An 18,636-nucleotide genomic window follows, 5' to 3' on the forward strand; every position below is an offset into this window, starting at 1 on the left:
CTCAAGGTAATCTCGTTTGATAGTGAAGGGTGTATGCAGCAGCAATTAACGGATATCCAACAAATAGTCGAAGATGTACTAAAACTTGCCAAAGAAAAAGGCGCCACACAAGCTGAAGCAAGCATGTCTAAAGTGCGTGGTATCGCCGTTTCATCACGTTTGAAGGAAGTTGAAACCGTCGAATTTACCAATGACGGTGGTTTAGGTATAACAGTTTATCAAGGCCAACGTAAAGGCAGTGCATCAACTGCAGATTTAAGTCCTGGGGCACTGCGGTTAACGGTTGAAAAAGCAATTGAGATTGCTAAATACACAGGTGAAGACCCATGTTCCGGTTTGGCCGACAAAGATCTAATGGCTTTTGAGCCACAAGATCTCGATTTGTATCACCCTATTGAGCTTGATACTGACTTCGCCATTGAGCAAGTCATTAAAGCGGAAACCGCTGCGCTTGCTTTTGACCCTCGTATTACGAATTCTGATGGCGCGTCTTACAATGCCAACCTCGGCACTAAAGTATACGGTAATAGTCATGGCTTGAACGTAGGTTACAACAGCAGTAGATACAGCATGAGTTGTGTGGTTATTGGTGAGCAAGACGGCGATATGCAACGTGATTACAGCTATACCGTTGAGCGTCAGGCTAATTTAATGGCTAGCCCAGAGCAAGTGGGTAAAGAATCAGCTGAATTTACGCTTGGTCGCTTAGGCGCTCGTCAAATCAAAACCGCAAAAATGCCGGTATTGTTTGATAAAGAAATTGCCTCAGGCCTTATCGGTCACTTTATCAGTGCAATAAGCGGTGGTAACTTATTCCGCAAATCATCGTTTTTGCTGGATAAATTAGGTGAGCAAGTATTACCTAGCTGGTTTGCTATTAGTGAACGTCCACATATTATGCGCGGCTTAGCCAGTTCGTCATTTGATCATGAAGGCGTGCGCACGCAAGATGCCGAAATCGTGACTGATGGCATACTGAATCAATATCTATTGACCAGTTACTCAGCCCGTAAAATGAATATGCAGACCACGGGTCATGCTGGTGGCATTCATAACTGGTTGATTAAATCTTCAGGACAAAGTGATAAGCAAATGCTGGCAGAATTAGGCACTGGTTTATTAGTGACCGAATTGATGGGGCAGGGCGTAAATGTGGTGACCGGCGATTATAGTCGTGGCGCGGCTGGCTTCTGGGTTGAAAATGGCATTATTCAGTACCCAGTACATGAAATCACTATTGCGGGCAACTTAGCCGATATGTTGAAGAATATCGTGGCGGTTGGCGCAGAAATTGAACGTCGTGGCAGTATTCAAACCGGCTCTATTTTAATTGATAATATGCAAGTCGCTGGCGACTAATGCGTAATGTTAGGCCCGTGTTCACGGGCCTATTCAATGATACTTTTTTGAACGTTTCGTTCACACGTTCTCGTTAACACTCTCCATTGACCATTGACCATTGACCATTGACCATTGACCATTTCCCATTACCCAGGCGTGTCGGGTTAACTCAATAGTTTATGCCTATGCAATCAAATCATGTATTTCATTCAATGACGGCAAGGGTTGTTTCTCTTGGTAAAATAAACGGTTCAGTCTGCCAAGTAAGTTCACGCTGCGACTAGGATCATGTTCTTTCATGCGGTGTTCGCTGGTGGTTTCTAAAAACTCCCATGGCTTTAAGTTCCACGCAGCGATTTGTTTCGGGGTTGAGCCTACCGCGGCCACCGTGCTTAAAATGCGCTCGGTCTTGCTTTCATTAGTCGATATAAGCTCATTCTGATAGGTGTTTTCTAACGGCGTTGCAATCGCAGCAATGGTGCTATCAATAGCGTGCCATATTTGTTCATGGTCAAATGCTTGTCCTATGGGGGCGTAATAGCCCATGACTTCCCATTCGAGTTCAGCATTGCCTTTGGCAATAGAGCTGCCAACCTCTGAGCTATAGGCTAAATCGGGTCGAGCACCAATGTTATATGCGTCTACCGACAAGCCCACACAAACAGCAATATCGCCAAAGCACTTAGGGGCGTGGTAAATAGCTTCAAAAGCGGCGCGTTTTACGCCCATCCAACCATGCACTACGGGCTCTTCTAAGGCGAATTTGCGAACTTCATCGGGTAAGTCTTCACCGTATTTATCAATAAATAAATGCGACGGATCTTGGGCTAAATGCTGATCTTGTACCCAAACCTCATATTCTTGACGATTATCTGCTTTGCCTCGACTTTTTATTCCGTACGACAAATTGATTGGACGGCAGATATTACGATTTTCACCATCTTTGTGAAAAAACTCTGAGCGGAAACGTTTGATAAACGGCGCATCGCTACCCGCAATAGCGGCTGTTGGGTAACGGAAGCCAATTTCGCTGTTCGGGATTATGTGAAAACCGGGAATACTTCTAGCTAATTGATTTTTAACCCCACGAAGCACAGTTACGTTAGGCACCACTATGCTGCGCTCTGGCTCTATGGTCAGGCGTCTACCATCCGGGGTAATAAACTTAGGGGTCTTGTGAAATTCATGATTACTTAAGCCCAACTGCTCAACGTATTCGCTGCGTAATAACGCTAATTCAGAGAACAAGGCATCGTGATTTCTAATATGTTTGAACAAGGGGCGATGGTCAGCCATAGGAGCATTCTTCTCTATTGTGGGTTATTTTCGCATTTGACTGCCGAGTATTTTTTGATTACTGCTGATTATTTATATGGATTTATCGGTTAAATTACAAGCGAGGATTGTTAATTCATTTCAACCGCTGCCCGCAGCTATAAATCGTAACGACAACCATAAGATAAGGTCAATATTGCATGAAAATTTATGCTGATGAACAATCGGGTAATTGCTACAAGGTCAAATTGGTTTGTGCCTTGTTAGGTATCAAGCATCAATGGGTTCATGTTGATATTCTCGCTGGTGATACCGCAGCTAATTCTTTTCTGGCTAAAAATCCAAACGGTAAAATACCGCTTGTGGCACTGGATGACGGGCGGCACCTTTGGGAGTCAAACGCGATTATCAATTACTTGGCCAGTAGCAGTGATTTACTGCCCACGGATGCGTTTATGGTGGCTAAAGTGCAGCAATGGCAGTTTTTCGAACAATACAGCCACGAGCCATATATCGCCGTTGCTCGCTTTATTGCCAAGTACTTGGGCTTACCTGAGGACAAAAAAGCCGAATATGCAGCCAAACAAGCTGGTGGGCATAAAGCCTTGTCTGTGATGGAGTCTCAGTTGACCCATAGCGTATTTTTGGTCGGTGAACAGCTCACTACCGCCGATATTAGTTTGTACGGTTACACCCATGTGGCCCATGAAGGCGGCTTCGATTTGAGCCTTTACCCCGCTGTACAAGCTTGGTTGGCGCGTATCGAAGCCTTACCTCATTATGTGCCAATGGGCTCAGCGTAAGCTTACTTGCAAGGTTTTATGGTGAATTGCCCTACGTCCACAGCAATCACCTCTACCTGGGTGCCACTGGCGATGGGATCTTGACTGACTACACGCCAGTTTATACCTGAATAACGATGCATTCCGGGTCTTTCAGCGCTGATGTCTGTGGCGACCATAAACGTTAGGCCGATTAGGTCATTGCTGGCCTTTTTAGGATCCACATCTTTTTGCATATTTTTAAGCGGTTTCCATAAAAACGCCGCCAGTAGAGCTGTAAACAGGGACACGTATAATGTCGCGTTTAAATTGGTGTCTTCCACCACACCGATTTGCATCAGCAAACCAGTAATAACGGCCGCACCTCCCACAAAAAACAGCACGAAAGTGGAAAACCCCAAGACCGCTATTTCAATGACCAGTAATATTAAGCCAACGCTTATTAGGCCAATACCGAGATTATCGCTTAACCACATCATGCTTTGCTCGATTTAGTGAGTTAATAATGGTGGTCGCTTGCGCGACTACGCCAGCAATATCGGTTCCGCTATCAGGCAGCAAAACCACGGATGATTCTTTTGCTATGGCATGTTTTGCTTCAATTGCCTTGGTCGCTAAATCAAGTTGTATGGCCTTTTGACCTTCGTCGGTGGCTGCGGCTTCACCGACCTGACGTAATGCCTCAGCTTGCGCCGTCGCAACCGCCACAATGGCCGTCGCTTCACCTTCGGCACGTAACACGGCTTCGGCTTTATCTGCTTCGGCGGCGAGTACCACTGACGCCTTTTCACCTTCAGCGCGGTTAATGGCTGCTTGTCTATCGCCTTCTGATTCTAAAATCTGTGCACGTTTCACCCGTTCGGCTTTCATTTGGGCTTCCATGGCTTCCATGACCGATGATGGGGGAACAATATCTTTAATCTCATAACGCAGTACCTGAATACCCCAAGGGCCTGACGCTTCATTGATGGCGGCAACGATATTAGTGTTTAGTACATCACGCTCTTCAAAGGTTTTATCTAGCTCCATCTTACCTAACTCTGAACGCATGGTGGTTTGGGCTAGCTGGGTGACGGCAAATACATAATCGTCGATACCGTAAGTGGCTTTATAGGGGTCAAGTACCCGAAAATACAACACACCGTCTACCGACAATGAAATATTGTCTTTTGTTATCGCGCTTTGCTCTGGCACATCGACGGCTTTTTCTTTCAATGAGCGGTCAGCAGAAACGCGGTCAATAAAGGGGATAATAAAGTTTAAGCCAGCTTCTTTGGTCGACTGGTACTTACCAAAACGTTCAATCACGTACGCGCGGTTTTGGGGCACAAATTTGATAGATGATTTAAGTAATACGATCACAAACACTAAAAGCAATGTTTGTACCGAGAGTAAATAATTGAGTAAAACGTCCATATATATCTTCCTTATTGAGCGGCTAAAGAGCCGTATTACTATTGTAAGTTAGACTGACAAAATTCACGTGTATCGCTAACCTCGTTAGTCTTCAAATATTCAATCTTGAGCTAATGCGTTCTAACTTTAAGACGTTATATACCGCGCAGTGAGTTTCAGTTCAATTAGTTTAAACCCAAGTCTCGGGTCATATTTTCATTTTTGTCTCTGTGCACAATAATGTTGTCTTCGATACGAATACCGCCGTAAGGCCTAAAGCTATCAACCACATCCCAATTAATAAACTTAGACTTTTCAGAGCCTTTCAAATCAGCCAACAAACTATCGATAAAGTATAAACCAGGTTCAATGGTGAAAACCTGACGAGGCTCAATGATACGGGTTGTGCGTAAAAATGGATGTTCAGCAGGAGGAGGATTTGGCGTACCGCGATCATCGGCTACGTAGCCAGCCACGTCATGAACCTGCAAACCCAAAAAGTGGCCAATTCCATGAGGGAAGAACGTGCTTACAATCTGTTCAGCGAGAATGTCTTGGGCAGCCAAATTAACGATGTTAAATTGATTCAACAGCTGTGCAATCAGCCCATGAGCAGCAATATGTACGTCAGTGTATGGCACGCCTGGTTTTAGCATATCGACCAAGGTCAGTGTCACGTGATCCATTCCCTTGATGAGCTCGGCGAAGTGATTGTTTTTGGGACTGTTTGCAGAGCTATACGTGCGGGTAATATCCGCGGCGTACCCGCGAAAGCTAGCACCAGCATCGATTAAGAACGAACGAGACTCGCTAGGGGCAGCAATGTCCTGATCCATATAATGCAAAATAGCGCTGTTCTCATTTAGCGCCACAATATTGTTGTAAGGCACTTGGTTATCGCTTTGGCGCACAGCCGCTAAATAGGCTTGGTTAATATCAAATTCGCTTCTGCCTGCGGCAAAAGCCGCCGCCGCCGCATTGTGGCCAGCAACCGCTAATCGGTTTGCTTGGCGCATGCAGCCTAGCTCGTAGTCTGTTTTATAAGCACGCTGATAGTGCAAGTAATTCAGTACACGGTCTGGATTTACCAAATCGAAACCAAGGGCTTTAGCAACTTCGATATACTCACCAATATAGGCAAAGCGACTTCTGTCGTAGGGTAAATGTTTTTCAACAGCATCAGCTTGGGTTAACAAGACAACATCGAATTGCTCAACCCAAAAGTCATTGGGTTCAGGCGGCACTTTATGCCAGAAATCTTTTGGACGATAAAAAATCAGCTTAGGCTTATCTGAGCCATTCACAATTAACCAGCAATTTGGGTTATCAATGACAGGCAACCACGCTTTGAATTGCGGGTTACATTTAAACGGATAATTATTGTCATCTAAGAACATGCGCTTAGCTTGCCCAGAATGAATAATTAGGCCGTCTATGCCCTCGCGAGACAAGGCCTCTTTTGTTCTGGCTTGTAATTCTTCGATATGTTGCGGATAAAGTTGAGCTAGCTGTTGCATGTTTTACGTCCACGAGTTGATCATCCCTTTACGGTATCACAACCCACGATTATCGCGCTAGCTACCTCATTGATGTATAGGGGCAATTTGCATATCGACTAACTCTTTAAACACATGACTCGGCTGGCCTAAGCGCTGAGAATATATCTGCTTGTATGCCATCACCGCTTTTACATAATTGCGGGTTTCTTTGTAAGGAATCGTTTCCACCCAGATATCCATCGGCACGGTGTCTTGCTCAGGTAGCCAGTCTAATACTTTACGCCAACCTGCATTATATGATGCGGTAGCAAGTACAGGGTTGTTGTCCATTTTGTCCATTAGGTAACGCATGTATTGCGTGCCAAACTCGACGTTTTGTTTTGGGTCAAACAAGGTGCTACGACCGACTTTCTTTTTGGCTAAATAATTTGCTGTACCGGGCATCAGCTGCATTAGGCCACGAGCCCCAGCATGTGAATTGGCATCCGCCATAAAGGAGCTTTCACGGCGCACAATAGCAAACGCCCAAGCGGGATCTATTTGATTTTTTTGCGCGCTATTGATCAAGGTTTTATCGTATGCGATAGGAAAACGACGCTCTAAATCATCTAAATAGCCCACTCGCGCAAAGGTGAATATAGCTTGGTCATGCCACTGCCAACTATCGGCCAGCACAGCGGCCATCAAGCTTTGTTGTTCCGTTAGCTTTAACTGTAAGTCGTACCATTCACGCCTAGCGCTAAGGTCACGTTCTAATTGTAGAAACTCATAAGCCCGCCTAGCTTGGGGCATATTAGCCACTTCAAGAAGCTCCACTGCGCTAAAACTCAGGGTTTTGTCGTGTAGCGTAGGTTTTTGAGCCAATTTACCGCTGGCCATAAACCCATAATAATGTCGTTGATCCGCCAGTTTGCTAAAGGTTTGTTGGGCTAAATCTGCCGCTTTTAATTGTTCGTATGAGCGGCCTAACCAGTATTGAAAAGCCAAGTCTTGAGAAATTCCTTGTGGTGCCGCTTCAATCAGCTCTAAGGCATGTTGCCAATTACCTAAACGCAATACGTGAGCCAGATGCCAGCGAAACAACTCAATATCAGATGAATCAGCACTGGCTTTATCTAACCATAAATCTGCCTGGGGATGGTCGGCTACCGCCAGAGCAATGGCGAAGCGTTCAGTTATTGACTGACGCTGAGGCGCAGTAAAAGCAAAGCGTTTTTCTAACGCAAACCAGCTTTTTAAAGCTAACTCAGGCTCGCTAAAAGCCAAGCGTCGTAACCCGTAAATCAATATCTGGGTTTCTTTGTCTACCTGTTTATGGGGAAATTGCGAACCGCGACTGACATAGCTTGGATCTTTGCGCACGGCTAGCCATAAATCGGCTAGGTAGCGCTGATCCTCAGGCAGCAACCTTTTCAAATAGGGCACTAATGTCTGCTTACCGTTGGTGGCGGCCAGTACTAGGCGTTGCCAAACCATTTCTTTGGTTAACAGATTCTCTTTTTGCCAGATACGAAAAACCTGATCACAGGCTTTGGGCTGAGACTGACCTACCACCCATAATCTGGGTACTTCGGTTAAGGCAACTTCGCGCTGAGCGGGGTCCGACAGGCTAAATTCAATTTTTCGACAAGCTAACTCGGCACTACCGGTGTTTTTGTATGCGTCTAAAAACTCAACTTTACGCTGGGATTTTGACAAATACCGCAACCACGCCTTGCGTAATGATCTGTCCAGTGGGGTATTTTCATAACGCGCTAGAAAAGCCTTAACTTGGGTTTCATTTTTTCTATTGATGTTGTGCATCAATGCTTTCAACTGGACATAAGGTAGCAAAGGATAGTCTACTAACTGTGCGACTAACGCTTGATACTCAGCGCTTTGAGGATTGTAAGCCAGAGATTCTGCTTCGACGAAAATTTTGCGCTGGTTTGTCAGTTTTTGTTCTGTTGGGGAAAGTACAGTTGTTGCTTGAGATGAAAAACACACTAGCAGTAGCAACAGAAAATGGTTGATACGCAGAATAGCCCTGCCTCGTTTATTGGTTAAATTACTACCATAAGATATCTGCATTGATGGCATAGGGACAACCTAAGTTTCAACATATTTAACTGGCATGACCAGTTGAAATATGGCAAGTTACCCCAATTTTATAATTGTTATAAATTAGTTGATGTTTTGATATGAAGATATTAATTAAAAAGTTGTTCAGGAATTAATCGTAATTTGAACGTTTATCCAGTTGATACCCTCAATCCTGGCCATAGCCAAAGGAGAAAATAATGATATATGAAGGCAAATGCCTCAACGTAACGCTGTTGCCAAACGGCATTGCAGAGCTTGTATTCGATGCTCAAGGTTCGGTGAATAAATTTGACCGTCAAACTGTTAGTGAGCTAGACGAAGCCACTCAAGCCCTTAACAGTCAGTCAGACGTGAAGGGTGTTTTGGTTCGTTCGAATAAGTCGACCTTTATCGTAGGGGCTGATATTACCGAATTCACTAGCTTGTTCGACATGCCCGAAGAAGAAGTGCTGACTTGGGTAGCGAAAACGTCTCAAGTATTCGATCGATTCGAAGACTTACCTTTCCCGACAATTTCGGCTATCAATGGTTTTGCCTTAGGCGGCGGTTGTGAAATGACGCTAGCCTGTGATCTGCGCGTGGCGGACACCACAGCAGCCATCGGCTTACCTGAAGTTAAACTCGGTTTAATGCCCGGTTTTGGTGGCACAGTACGCCTACCTCGCTTAATCGGTGCTGATAACGCCCTAGAGTGGATGACCACAGGCCGTGACCGTAAAGCCGCTAAAGCATTAGCGGAAGGCGCAGTCGATGCAGTCGTTGCACCTGAAAAATTACGTGATGCAGCGCTTAGTATGTTGCAAGACGCGATTGACGGTAAGTTTGGCTGGGAAGCACGTCGCGCCCAGAAAAAGGCTCCGCTTAAGTTGAACAAAAACGAATCCTTGATGAGCTTCTCAACAGCAAAAGCCATGGTATTCGCTCAAGCGGGTAAACATTACCCAGCACCGCACGCCATGGTAGATACTGTTGCTAACGCAGCCCGTTTAGACCGCGATGGCGCACTAGCGCTTGAAAACCAAGGTTTTACCAAATTAGCGAAAAGCGATGCAGCGAAAGCCCAAGTGGGTATCTTTCTTGCTGACCAATTGGTGAAAAGCAAAGGTAAGAAGCAGGCTAAAGCGTCGACTAAAGACGTTAAGTCAACTGCGGTATTAGGCGCAGGCATCATGGGGGGCGGTATTGCCTATCAATCAGCCGTGAAAGGCACGCCGGTTATTATGAAAGACATTAACCAAGGTGCATTAGACCTTGGCTTAAATGAAGCGGCTAAAATTCTAGGCAAAGGCATGGCGCGCGGTAAAGTCTCCCCAGCGCTAATGGCCAGCACCTTAAACAGCATTGTGCCTACCCTTGAATACTCAGCCATTAAAGATGTTGATTTGGTTATCGAAGCGGTCGTTGAAAACCCGAAAGTTAAAGGCATCGTGCTTAAAGAAACTGAGCAACATGTGTCTGATGACGCGGTGATTTGCTCAAATACATCTACTATCTCGATTAATCAGTTAGCGAAAAGCTTAGAAAAGCCAGAGCGCTTCTGCGGTATGCATTTCTTTAACCCAGTGCACAAAATGCCATTGGTTGAGATTATCCGTGGTGAGAAAACCACAGACGCAACTATTTCAACCGTTGTAGCAGCCACCTTGAAAATGGGTAAAACCCCGATTGTAGTGAATGATTGCCCTGGTTTCTTGGTAAACCGTGTGTTGTTCCCTTACTTCGCGGGCTTTAGCAAGTTAGTTATGGACGGCGCAGATTTTGTTGCAGTCGATAAAGTCATGGAGAAAATCTTCGGTTGGCCTATGGGCCCAGCGTACCTGCTTGACGTAGTGGGCATGGACACCGCAGATCACGCATCAAGCGTCATGGCTGACGGTATTCCTGAGCGTATGCAAAAAATCGATAATGATCCGGTGACGTTGTTGTACAAATCTGAACGCTTAGGTCAGAAGAACGGTAAAGGTTTCTACAACTTCAGCCTAGACAAACGTGGTCGTCCAGCGAAAGTAGCTGCGACTGAAGCATACGAGTTGTTTGCACCACATTGTGCTGACAAGCGTGATTTCGATGCTGATGAAATTATTGCTCGCGTGATGATCCCCATGGCTAACGAAGCGATTCGTTGTTTAGAAGAAGGCATAGTGGGCAGTGCAGCAGAAGCTGATATGGCCTTGTTGTACGGCTTGGGATTCCCTCCTTTCAGAGGCGGCGTGTTCCGTTACATCGAAACCATGGGCTTGGCTAACTTTGTAGCCCTAGCCGACAAATATGCGGATTTAGGTCCGATTTATCAGATTTCAGATGGTGTGCGTGAAATGGCCGCCTCAGGTAAATCTTATTTTTCTCAATCAGCCTAAATAGCACCAGAGGACAAGAACATGAAAGAAGTCGTAGTAGTCGATTGTATTCGTACCCCAATGGGGCGCTCGAAAGGCGGTATTTTCCGCAATGTACGAGCTGAAACCTTATCAGCTCACCTAATGAGCAAATTGATTGAGCGTAACCCGAACCTTGATCCAAACGAGATTGAAGACATTATTTGGGGTTGTGTACAACAAACCAAAGAGCAAGGCTTTAATATCGCCCGTAATGCGCAATTACTGACTGATATTCCACGCAGTGTGGCAGCCGTAACGGTTAACCGTTTATGTGGTTCATCTATGCAAGCCTTGCATGATGCAACCAGTGGTATCATGAGTGGACGCGGTGACGTGTACATGATTGGTGGTGTTGAACACATGGGCCATGTACCCATGGACTTTAATATCGATTTTCACCCAGGTATTGCTAAAACGGCTGCTCGTGCGTCAGGCAGCATGGGCATGACCGCTGAATTATTAGGTCGTCAAAACGGTATCACCCGTGAAATGCAAGATGCATTCGGTGCGCGCTCACACCAAAAAGCCCACGCAGCTGCTGTTGAAGGTCGCTGGAATGAAATCGTCGCCACCGAAGGCCACGACGCTGATGGCGTGTTAAAGCTAATTGATGCCGATGAAACGATTCGTCCAGACTCAACGGCGCAAAGCATGGCAGCGTTACGCCCAGTATTTGATCCCGTTAACGGCACGGTGACTGCGGGTACATCATCAGCGTTATCAGATGGCGCATCAGCCATGTTGATTATGTCTGCCGATAAAGCCAAAGCACTAGGCTTAACCCCACGTGCGAAAATTCGCGCCATGGCAGTAGCGGGTTGTGATGCCGCTATCATGGGCTTTGGCCCAGTACCGGCGACTCAAAAAGCCCTTAAGCGTGCTGGCATGACCATGGCCGATATCGAATTAGCGGAGTTTAACGAAGCGTTCGCGGCACAGGCACTGTCTTGTATTAAGCATCTGGGTTGGTTAGATTCTTACGAAGATAAAGTGAATCTTAACGGCGGGGCGATTGCGCTTGGTCACCCACTAGGGTGTTCTGGTTCGCGTATCTCAACTACCTTAATCAACCTAATGGAAGCGAACGATAAATCTATCGGTTTAGCGACTATGTGTATTGGTTTAGGTCAAGGGATTGCAACTGTGTTTGAACGCGTATAGCGTTCTTTTTAACTCTGTATGATGAAGGGCGCCTTGATTGGCGCCTTTTTTTTAGCTTCGCCCACAAAGCATACGCTGCGCTTATTTATGTTGTTCGCCTGTGCCTTTTGACTAACACTGGTTTAATTACGGGATGCCATAAGTAGAGTGCACAAGGCGCATTCTATATAGTGCTCAATGCATAAGTGTTTGAAAATTATAAAGTTTGTGAAGCGGATAGAAAGGCCTCAACGGGAGCTGAGGGGGAACAGCAATAACGTACTGACACGTTAATGCTGTTTCAAAAATAACTAGTTGCCGAATTTAACTCTAACGCCTGCATTAGCGATAAAGCCATCGTTTCGTGACCATATGTCTGTGGTCCACTGGCCGCTCGCGGCTCTTGAGGGCAGTAGTAGTGGATGTTCATCGGTTTGTTTTACATCTAACAGGTTTTCTAGGTTCAAAAACCAGCTAGCTCTGCCGGTAGTGATTTCACCCATGAGCCCTAAATGCCAATAAGGATTGGAGTCATCGATATACGGGTTGTCGTTCAGCCTTTGCGGCCCAGTGTAATAGGCTTCAAAGCCGACTCTGAAGTTTCCGTGTTGCTCCCACATGGCAACAAAACCAGCGGAATGCCTTGGCGTGAGCGCGATTTCTCTTCTACCGTTGCTGTCTGGTGAAACTTCTGTTGCATCTAGATATAAATAGCTTGCAGTTAATTTTACGTCGCGCCAGTAGTATCTCACTAATACTTCTGAGCCGCGGATCTGTGTTTCGCCTTCGGCGTTTACGAGTCTTACTCTGTTGAGTTCATTTGTGTTGTTCGATGAAAAGGCTTGTAACTCAGTCACATTTTCAACATTAGAGCCAAATGCTGTCACGCTAGCTTCGATACTCTCGAATAGATAGGTTACATCCAGTGACGCCGTTTCGGCTTGCTCTTCTTTCAGGTTTTGCAAGGGCTCGAGGCGTGATAACCCAGCGGCTTCAATCTCTTCTACAAAGGGCGTTGGGGCAAAATAGCCTTGGCCGTAAGAGCCTCTGATAGTTAAATCACCAGGGCGATATAACATCGATATTCTAGGGCTGAATTGCGTGCCATACTCACTGTGCTCATCTAAGCGGGCGCTTACTGAGGTAGTCAGTTGCTCATTCCATTCATAATCTAACTGAGTAAATATGCCGGGTACTTCGTAGGTATAATCGAATTCGTTATAGGTCTCAGAGGTGAACTGTTCTGTTTGGTAAGCTAAGCCCACTAGCCAGTCAGCAGCACCGCTATAACCGGCAATACTGCTTTCTAATAAGTAGCTTTCATGTTGGTCGTCTTCTGCCAGAACACCATAAGTATGGTCGTGATCTTGCACCATAGCAGAGGCTCTGGCATTAAGGGTTAGCGTATCGAGCATCGGCATATTAAACACCAAGCCGCCATCAATACGTTGAGAGTCTTGGGTTTGCTCATAAGGGTTACCGTTCGCTACGACCGCCCCAGGCATAGTGCCGCCTTCGCGCTGCTCGGTCATAAAACCTGCCGTCGCATAAAGTGATTCGCCGTCTTGCCCTTCCCAAAATAATCGAGGGCGAGCGGTGTAGCGCTCGTAACTCGGTAGGTCTATCCAGCCATCGTCGTCGATATCTTGCTTGTTTTGATGATGAGCTCCTACCGTAAGGGAGCCTTTCACATCGTCACTTAGTGGGCTTTCCACATATGAAGTTAGGTCTTGACCATTGCGAGTCGTCACATTAAGTAAGGCTTCGCCGTTTAAAGTATCGCCGGGCGTTCTAGAGACGAGATTAATTACCCCACCTAATGCTGAACCGCCATACAATGAAGACGCGGAGCCCTTGATGATTTCAACACGTCCGAGATCGGTTGGCGGTATTTGCAATAAGCCGATAGACGATGCCTGATTGCCGTAAAGGGGTAACCCATCTGCGAGTAACTGGGTATAGCGTCCGTATAAACCTTGTAGGCGAATGTTGGCACTGCCTAGCGCCGGTGACGTGGTTTGCACGCGAACACCACCTGTTTCAGCCACCAGCATCGAAATATTGCCTGGGCGCATGGCGGCTTTTTCTTCAATCTCTTCGCGGTCAATAAGCTCTACGCGTATAGGTTGATCATCGGCGATACGCCCTGAACGTGTGGCCTGAACAACAATTTTTTCTACCTCTTCTGTATGCTCATGTTCATCTTCGTGAGCGTCATCATCATGTGCGTCCTCGCGACTGAGATTCCCTTTAGACGGGTCTGATGCTTGAGAAGCGAGAGCAGTCGATTGGGTCTTCGCATCACGTGCCGTGAGTCGTTCATCAGCCTGACTAAGCGGCGTAAAGGTTAAGGGTATACAACTCAAGGTAAAAGCAAATGTGGTAGACAAAGAGGGACTAGGCATAAATAAATTCTTGAACGTGTGAATAAAACTTCGTGTAAGAATAAAGGTTCTTGTAGGTGGAAGGTCAAGGTAAAAAGAAAGTTTAGGTAATTAAAAAGAAAGTAGGCTATCTCAGTACAACCATGGTCACTGTTTAGGCTTCTATACTTTTCTTCTTTAGATATATTTGCTCAACTGGCTTGCTAATGCGTGGGGCCTTCTATTATGAAGCGAACTTCGGGCGATAAACCCGATAAATGCGAATAAAATCAGCCAGAACGTTGCTGGTGCTGGTACGTCAATAATGCGCTGTGCTGATACCTTTGAAAAGCGAAATCTCAACGTGGAATCGATGGCCGCTGTAGAATTTGTAGCAAGGTCGGTGGTGGCATAGTAATACCTATAGCTTCCTCCTCCAGATCTACCATTATCTGTACCGTCATTTGTCCAGACATATTCTTGTAACCAATCAGGTTGAGGTTCTGACTGCCCAGGTACTGGACGAAAGTCGGTTAAAAAATTGCTATTAGTGTCGGAAATACCAAAAGCAAATCTTTTATCAGAAAACACTTCTGTATTATCTGTAATGTATTCTTGTTGTTCAGTATCTCTGAGCCCCATGTTATCAGGGATTGGCAACCCAGATTCGTCGATGCCCCCTCCGTACTCTAAAAACTCATCTGTGAAATAACTGTCATACATAGCAGAGTAATCATATTCGCTCGATAAAGAATAAGTGTCTCCGCCCACTTCAAAATAAGTGGATAGTGCACCTGGGTCCGAATCAATATTGTGCCACCAGTAATACGATGCTTCTTCTCGCCCACCTAAGGCTAATTCTGTGTCCATTATCATATAACCGCTAATGCTAACACCAAGCGTAGATATAGGATCCCAATAAACGTCATTCGTATTTTCAACATCGGTGATGTGTCCTTCGAAAGAGAATTTCATTAACGCAGCAGATACCGAAAAAGAAGCAGTTATTACCGTTGCACAGATAAGGGCGATTAGTTTTGACATTGTTTATTCCTTAAACAGTTTTCTGTACAAATTTTAGCCTATTATGGAAGTTGTGAAAAGAATATAAGCTTAAATTATTGTGCAGAAAATATAAGCAGGCACGTTAATTCAGCGTGTTTAGAAGAGACAGTGTGACTGAGGGGGGTAATGGTATTGTTTCTGCTTGTGTAAAGGTGATATTTCACTATTGATGCGTGATCAGGCTCCGGTTCTGGTTTAATGGAGTAAGCCATAATTAATTGTATTCAACAGAAGATCCCCAATTCAATAGCGCCCTATCTGGTTATTATGTTAACGCTAAATTAAGCTTATCAAGAAATGCACCTAAATAGCGCATTTGCCGCTTAGTGAGCCTTATCACCCTTACCGTTTTCATGTAAACAAAGTAAACCACGCATTCTTTACTGTGCATATTCAAGCGGATTTATTCATTACAGTGCAGTATTGGCAGGTGTTTGCTAGGGTTAGACTGTGACCTTTTTAAGATTCTAAGCATGGAATATTGAAAGGGCATGGTATTTGCTGACCGTTTGGTCAACTTTTGTTAGCTTCTATGGATTTATTTTTTTATGTTGTTTTTAAAACACGCTAGATCTGCATTTTTTGTTTTGTTATCCCTCAACGCATTTAGCACCCGTGCTGCTGATAGCGTTGCTACTGACATTATCCCCGTTAAAACCGTTGTAGTGACCATGTACGAAGATGGTGAAGCGATGGGCGATAGAGCCGGTGAATTGCAGTTATGGTTAGAGCGGGGTAACTTTTCAACTAAATTAGACTTTCCGTTGGGGGAGTACGATTTATATCTAAGTGAAGACGGTGTATTGGTGATATGCGTAGGCGGCGGTATTCCCAATGCCACGGCGTCTATTATGGCCCTTGGTCTTGACCCTCGCTTTGACCTGAGCAAATCATATTGGTTAATAGCAGGTATCGCAGGTGGCGACCCTGAAGATGTGTCACTGGGCACAGCTGCTTGGGCTAAGCATATTGTTGATGGTGACTTAATATATCAAGTGGATTCAAGGGAAATACCAAAATCATGGCCTTATGGCATTATTCCATTGGGTGCGACTGAACCTGCTGAAGAGCCAGAAGATATTTCAACTGGATGGACGTTAGACACGGTTTCTTTTGATTTAAACAGTGCGTTGGCTGATTGGGCTTATGCGCAAACAAAAGATATTAAGCTTGCTGATTCAGACGCGATTAAAGCATTTAGATCCCTATATAAGACTTATCCAAATGCGCAAAAACCGCCCTTTGTTACCCAAGGTGATACCTTAAGTGCAAGTAAGTATTGGCATGGCAAATACCTCAATCAGTGGGCAAATGATTGGTTAAAGCTATATGGCGGTGATTCAGCTAATTTTATGACCAGTAACATGGAAGATTCAGGCACGTTAACCTCGCTTATGCGCCTAGCCCGTATCGATAAAGTCGACCCTAACCGCGTCATGGTGTTACGCACGGTGAGCAATTATACTATGGCTCCCGCAGATAAGGCGACGAGTTGGAGTATTACCGCTCCTTATCCTGATGGTGGCTTCCCTGCTAAAGACGCAGCTTATATTGTGGGTAATAAGGTCGTGCAAACCATCGTTAATAACTGGGGTAAATACGAAAATACCCTACCTTACGATGCGAACTAGTGTGTTTGTTACAGGCTTAAATTAGTGATACCCCCCTTGGAGTTTTGGTTATGAGAATGCTTTATTTACTCATCCTTTTATGTGCCAATTCTATGTCTTTTGCACAGGCAAAAACGTTTGATGATGAGTTTGAAGCACTCAAAAAGACCGCCTCAGCCCAGGCGTTATATACCTTTTTATATGCCATGCCCAAGGGCGGTGATTTACATAACCATTCAACGGGTTCGAATCGGTCTGAATGGTGGTATGCGGAAATTCTAGCCCAACAAGAAAAGGGCTATCGCTACTACACAAAAGTTAAAATTAACAATTGTCGAGCCTATGGCAGCAATGAATTTACCCAAGCGCCGTACTTGTTGTTATTCGTCAATATTCAAGCGTATGAATATGAAAAGCTTGATAGCTGCGAGCAATCTGAATACGTACCCATACAAGATCTTAACCCTGAGCAAAAAAAGGCTTGGTTAAATAGCATTCGTCTCGATAAAAGCAGCGAAGGCCGTGACGAGTTCTTTCAAACTCATTGGGCGCGCATTAATTCGTTGATGTCTAATCCCTATATGCAGGCCAATTTAATCGTTAAAAATATGCAAGCCTTTGGGGCGGAAGGGCTGACCTATCTTGAAACTGACGCCGGGGTACGCGGCTTTGTGCACCCTGACGGTAGTCCGTTTGATAGTGAAGAGGTATATCAAATTTACCTTGAGCGTTTCGCACAAAAAGATGCTCTTGCCACGGGGGTTACGGTGCGATTGCAGTACGCCTTAGTGCGTTTTATCACCCAAGCAGAAGACGCGCTCAAGTGGATGTATGAATTTGTAGCCTCGCATCCAGGGCTCTACGTTGGCGTGGATATGGTGGGCCGTGAAGATAACGACAAAGGCCACCCATTACGTTTTTTGCCAACACTGCGCGCGCTTAGGCATCAGTATCATGGGGTGAATTTATCTATTCACGCTGGGGAGTCAGACGAGCCTAATCATCATATACGTGACACGCTTTTGCTTGGTGCGACGCGTATTGGTCATGGCTTAAATTTAACGGGCGACCCAGACACACTTTTACTGATGCGTTACAGCCAATATCTGATTGAAATTAATCTCATCAGTAATTTGCTGCTGGAATATGTGGATGATTACTCCCAGCACCCTTTCCCTGAATATTTACGCATAGGCATACCTGTGGCGCTTTCAACCGATGATCGCGGCATGTGGGACTCGAACATGACGGATGAATACTACACAGCGGTCACCAATTTCAACTTATCCTGGTCAGAATTAGTGAAAATCGGTGCCAACTCATTAGCGCATGCATTTGTTGATGAAAAAACTAAGCAGCAGCTTTTAGATGACTACTATCAACGTATTGCTGCTTTTGAGAAAGCCTTTAGCGATAAAAAAATGGCGGCGTTTAACAACGTGAAACCCGAAAGCTATTACTTCGCTTGCAAGCATTTCAAGGTATGTAGTTAAACAATCGGTACAAGCTGAGAGAGTCTTAAGTAGGCCTGTCAGGTTTATATTAGGGGTTAATCCAAGCGTCGTATGTGTGTGCAATTAGCGCAAAAAACTTAAACTCACTAGCGTAAAAGTTTTAAGTTGACCCTGACCCCAGTTTTACCAGTTTTACAGTTTTAAAAGAAGGCTTTAGTTGCTGCTAAAGCTTGGGTCTCACTTTACCTCCCC

At 45.2% G+C, this 18,636-nt stretch carries 13 protein-coding genes; 6 read left to right on the forward strand and 7 right to left on the reverse strand.

The genetic code is table 11. The features are described from left to right. The first annotated feature begins 33 nt into the window (after positions 1-33). Entirely contained in the window at positions 34-1,359 is a 1,326-nt protein-coding gene (gene pmbA / locus GQS54_RS03560; protein ID WP_166422626.1) for a metalloprotease PmbA, read from the forward strand. A gap of 165 nt (positions 1,360-1,524) precedes the next feature. Here the strand turns inward: pmbA and GQS54_RS03565 are convergent, their stop codons facing one another. After that, positions 1,525-2,637 (reverse strand): hypothetical protein, encoded by a 1,113-nt coding sequence (locus GQS54_RS03565; RefSeq protein WP_166422627.1) that lies wholly within the window; start codon positions 2,635-2,637, stop codon positions 1,525-1,527. A 179-nt stretch (positions 2,638-2,816) separates the two neighbouring features. Between GQS54_RS03565 and GQS54_RS03570 the strand changes: the two genes are divergently transcribed. Next, on the forward strand, positions 2,817-3,419 hold the full coding sequence (locus GQS54_RS03570; protein ID WP_166422628.1) for a glutathione S-transferase family protein: 603 nt from the start codon (positions 2,817-2,819) through the stop codon (positions 3,417-3,419). A gap of 2 nt (positions 3,420-3,421) precedes the next feature. On the opposite strand, the gene GQS54_RS03575 is transcribed toward GQS54_RS03570, so the two are convergent. The 4 genes from GQS54_RS03575 to GQS54_RS03590 form a co-directional block, all read right to left on the reverse strand. Then, positions 3,422-3,874 carry an NfeD family protein gene (locus GQS54_RS03575; RefSeq protein WP_166422809.1) on the reverse strand — a complete coding sequence of 151 codons (453 nt, stop codon included), beginning with the start codon at positions 3,872-3,874 and terminating at the stop codon, positions 3,422-3,424. After that, entirely contained in the window at positions 3,858-4,814 is a 957-nt protein-coding gene (locus GQS54_RS03580) for a slipin family protein (RefSeq protein WP_166422629.1), read from the reverse strand. Before GQS54_RS03580 ends, GQS54_RS03575 begins: the two co-directional genes overlap by 17 nt. Before the next feature lie 164 nt (positions 4,815-4,978). After that, entirely contained in the window at positions 4,979-6,310 is a 1,332-nt protein-coding gene (gene pepQ / locus GQS54_RS03585; protein ID WP_166422630.1) for a Xaa-Pro dipeptidase, read from the reverse strand. A 66-nt stretch (positions 6,311-6,376) separates the two neighbouring features. Then, complete coding sequence (locus GQS54_RS03590) at positions 6,377-8,371, reverse strand: transglycosylase SLT domain-containing protein (RefSeq protein ID WP_240919819.1); 1,995 nt, start codon at positions 8,369-8,371, stop codon at positions 6,377-6,379. Between the two features lie 200 nt (positions 8,372-8,571). Between GQS54_RS03590 and fadB the strand changes: the two genes are divergently transcribed. Together fadB and fadA are read left to right on the forward strand one after the other, a co-directional pair. Next, a complete protein-coding gene (fadB, locus tag GQS54_RS03595; RefSeq protein WP_166422631.1) occupies positions 8,572-10,731 on the forward strand; it encodes a fatty acid oxidation complex subunit alpha FadB in 2,160 nt (719 codons plus the stop codon). 21 nt (positions 10,732-10,752) lie between these two features. Then, entirely contained in the window at positions 10,753-11,913 is a 1,161-nt protein-coding gene (gene fadA, locus GQS54_RS03600) for an acetyl-CoA C-acyltransferase FadA (protein ID WP_166422632.1), read from the forward strand. 290 nt (positions 11,914-12,203) lie between these two features. On the opposite strand, the gene GQS54_RS03605 is transcribed toward fadA, so the two are convergent. Both GQS54_RS03605 and GQS54_RS03610 read right to left on the reverse strand, forming a co-directional pair. After that, positions 12,204-14,297: a TonB-dependent receptor gene (locus tag GQS54_RS03605; protein ID WP_166422633.1), complete on the reverse strand. Its 2,094-nt coding sequence runs from the start codon at positions 14,295-14,297 to the stop codon at positions 12,204-12,206. Positions 14,298-14,453: 156 nt separating this feature from the next. Further along, on the reverse strand, positions 14,454-15,299 hold the full coding sequence (locus GQS54_RS03610) for a hypothetical protein (RefSeq protein ID WP_166422634.1): 846 nt from the start codon (positions 15,297-15,299) through the stop codon (positions 14,454-14,456). 569 nt (positions 15,300-15,868) lie between these two features. Between GQS54_RS03610 and GQS54_RS03615 the strand changes: the two genes are divergently transcribed. Together GQS54_RS03615 and GQS54_RS03620 are read left to right on the forward strand one after the other, a co-directional pair. Beyond that, positions 15,869-16,951: a purine nucleoside permease gene (locus GQS54_RS03615; protein ID WP_166422635.1), complete on the forward strand. Its 1,083-nt coding sequence runs from the start codon at positions 15,869-15,871 to the stop codon at positions 16,949-16,951. Positions 16,952-17,001: 50 nt separating this feature from the next. After that, entirely contained in the window at positions 17,002-18,423 is a 1,422-nt protein-coding gene (locus GQS54_RS03620) for an adenosine deaminase (protein ID WP_166422636.1), read from the forward strand. Positions 18,424-18,636: the final 213 nt, after the last annotated feature.

It is taken from the genome of Paraglaciecola sp. 20A4, from assembly GCF_011378905.1.
GTDB lineage: Bacteria > Pseudomonadota > Gammaproteobacteria > Enterobacterales > Alteromonadaceae > Paraglaciecola.

Bases quoted from the DNA above. Each gene is read 5' to 3' on its own strand.
- pmbA (WP_166422626.1), top strand. From the start codon at position 34: ATGCAGCAGCAATTAACGGATATCCAACAAATAGTCGAAGATGTACTA.
- GQS54_RS03565 (WP_166422627.1), bottom strand. From the start codon at position 2,637: ATGGCTGACCATCGCCCCTTGTTCAAACATATTAGAAATCACGATGCC.
- GQS54_RS03570 (WP_166422628.1), top strand. From the start codon at position 2,817: ATGAAAATTTATGCTGATGAACAATCGGGTAATTGCTACAAGGTCAAA.
- GQS54_RS03575 (WP_166422809.1), bottom strand. From the start codon at position 3,874: ATGTGGTTAAGCGATAATCTCGGTATTGGCCTAATAAGCGTTGGCTTA.
- GQS54_RS03580 (WP_166422629.1), bottom strand. From the start codon at position 4,814: ATGGACGTTTTACTCAATTATTTACTCTCGGTACAAACATTGCTTTTA.
- pepQ (WP_166422630.1), bottom strand. From the start codon at position 6,310: ATGCAACAGCTAGCTCAACTTTATCCGCAACATATCGAAGAATTACAA.
- GQS54_RS03590 (WP_240919819.1), bottom strand. From the start codon at position 8,371: ATGCCATCAATGCAGATATCTTATGGTAGTAATTTAACCAATAAACGA.
- fadB (WP_166422631.1), top strand. From the start codon at position 8,572: ATGATATATGAAGGCAAATGCCTCAACGTAACGCTGTTGCCAAACGGC.
- fadA (WP_166422632.1), top strand. From the start codon at position 10,753: ATGAAAGAAGTCGTAGTAGTCGATTGTATTCGTACCCCAATGGGGCGC.
- GQS54_RS03605 (WP_166422633.1), bottom strand. From the start codon at position 14,297: ATGCCTAGTCCCTCTTTGTCTACCACATTTGCTTTTACCTTGAGTTGT.
- GQS54_RS03610 (WP_166422634.1), bottom strand. From the start codon at position 15,299: ATGTCAAAACTAATCGCCCTTATCTGTGCAACGGTAATAACTGCTTCT.
- GQS54_RS03615 (WP_166422635.1), top strand. From the start codon at position 15,869: ATGTTGTTTTTAAAACACGCTAGATCTGCATTTTTTGTTTTGTTATCC.
- GQS54_RS03620 (WP_166422636.1), top strand. From the start codon at position 17,002: ATGAGAATGCTTTATTTACTCATCCTTTTATGTGCCAATTCTATGTCT.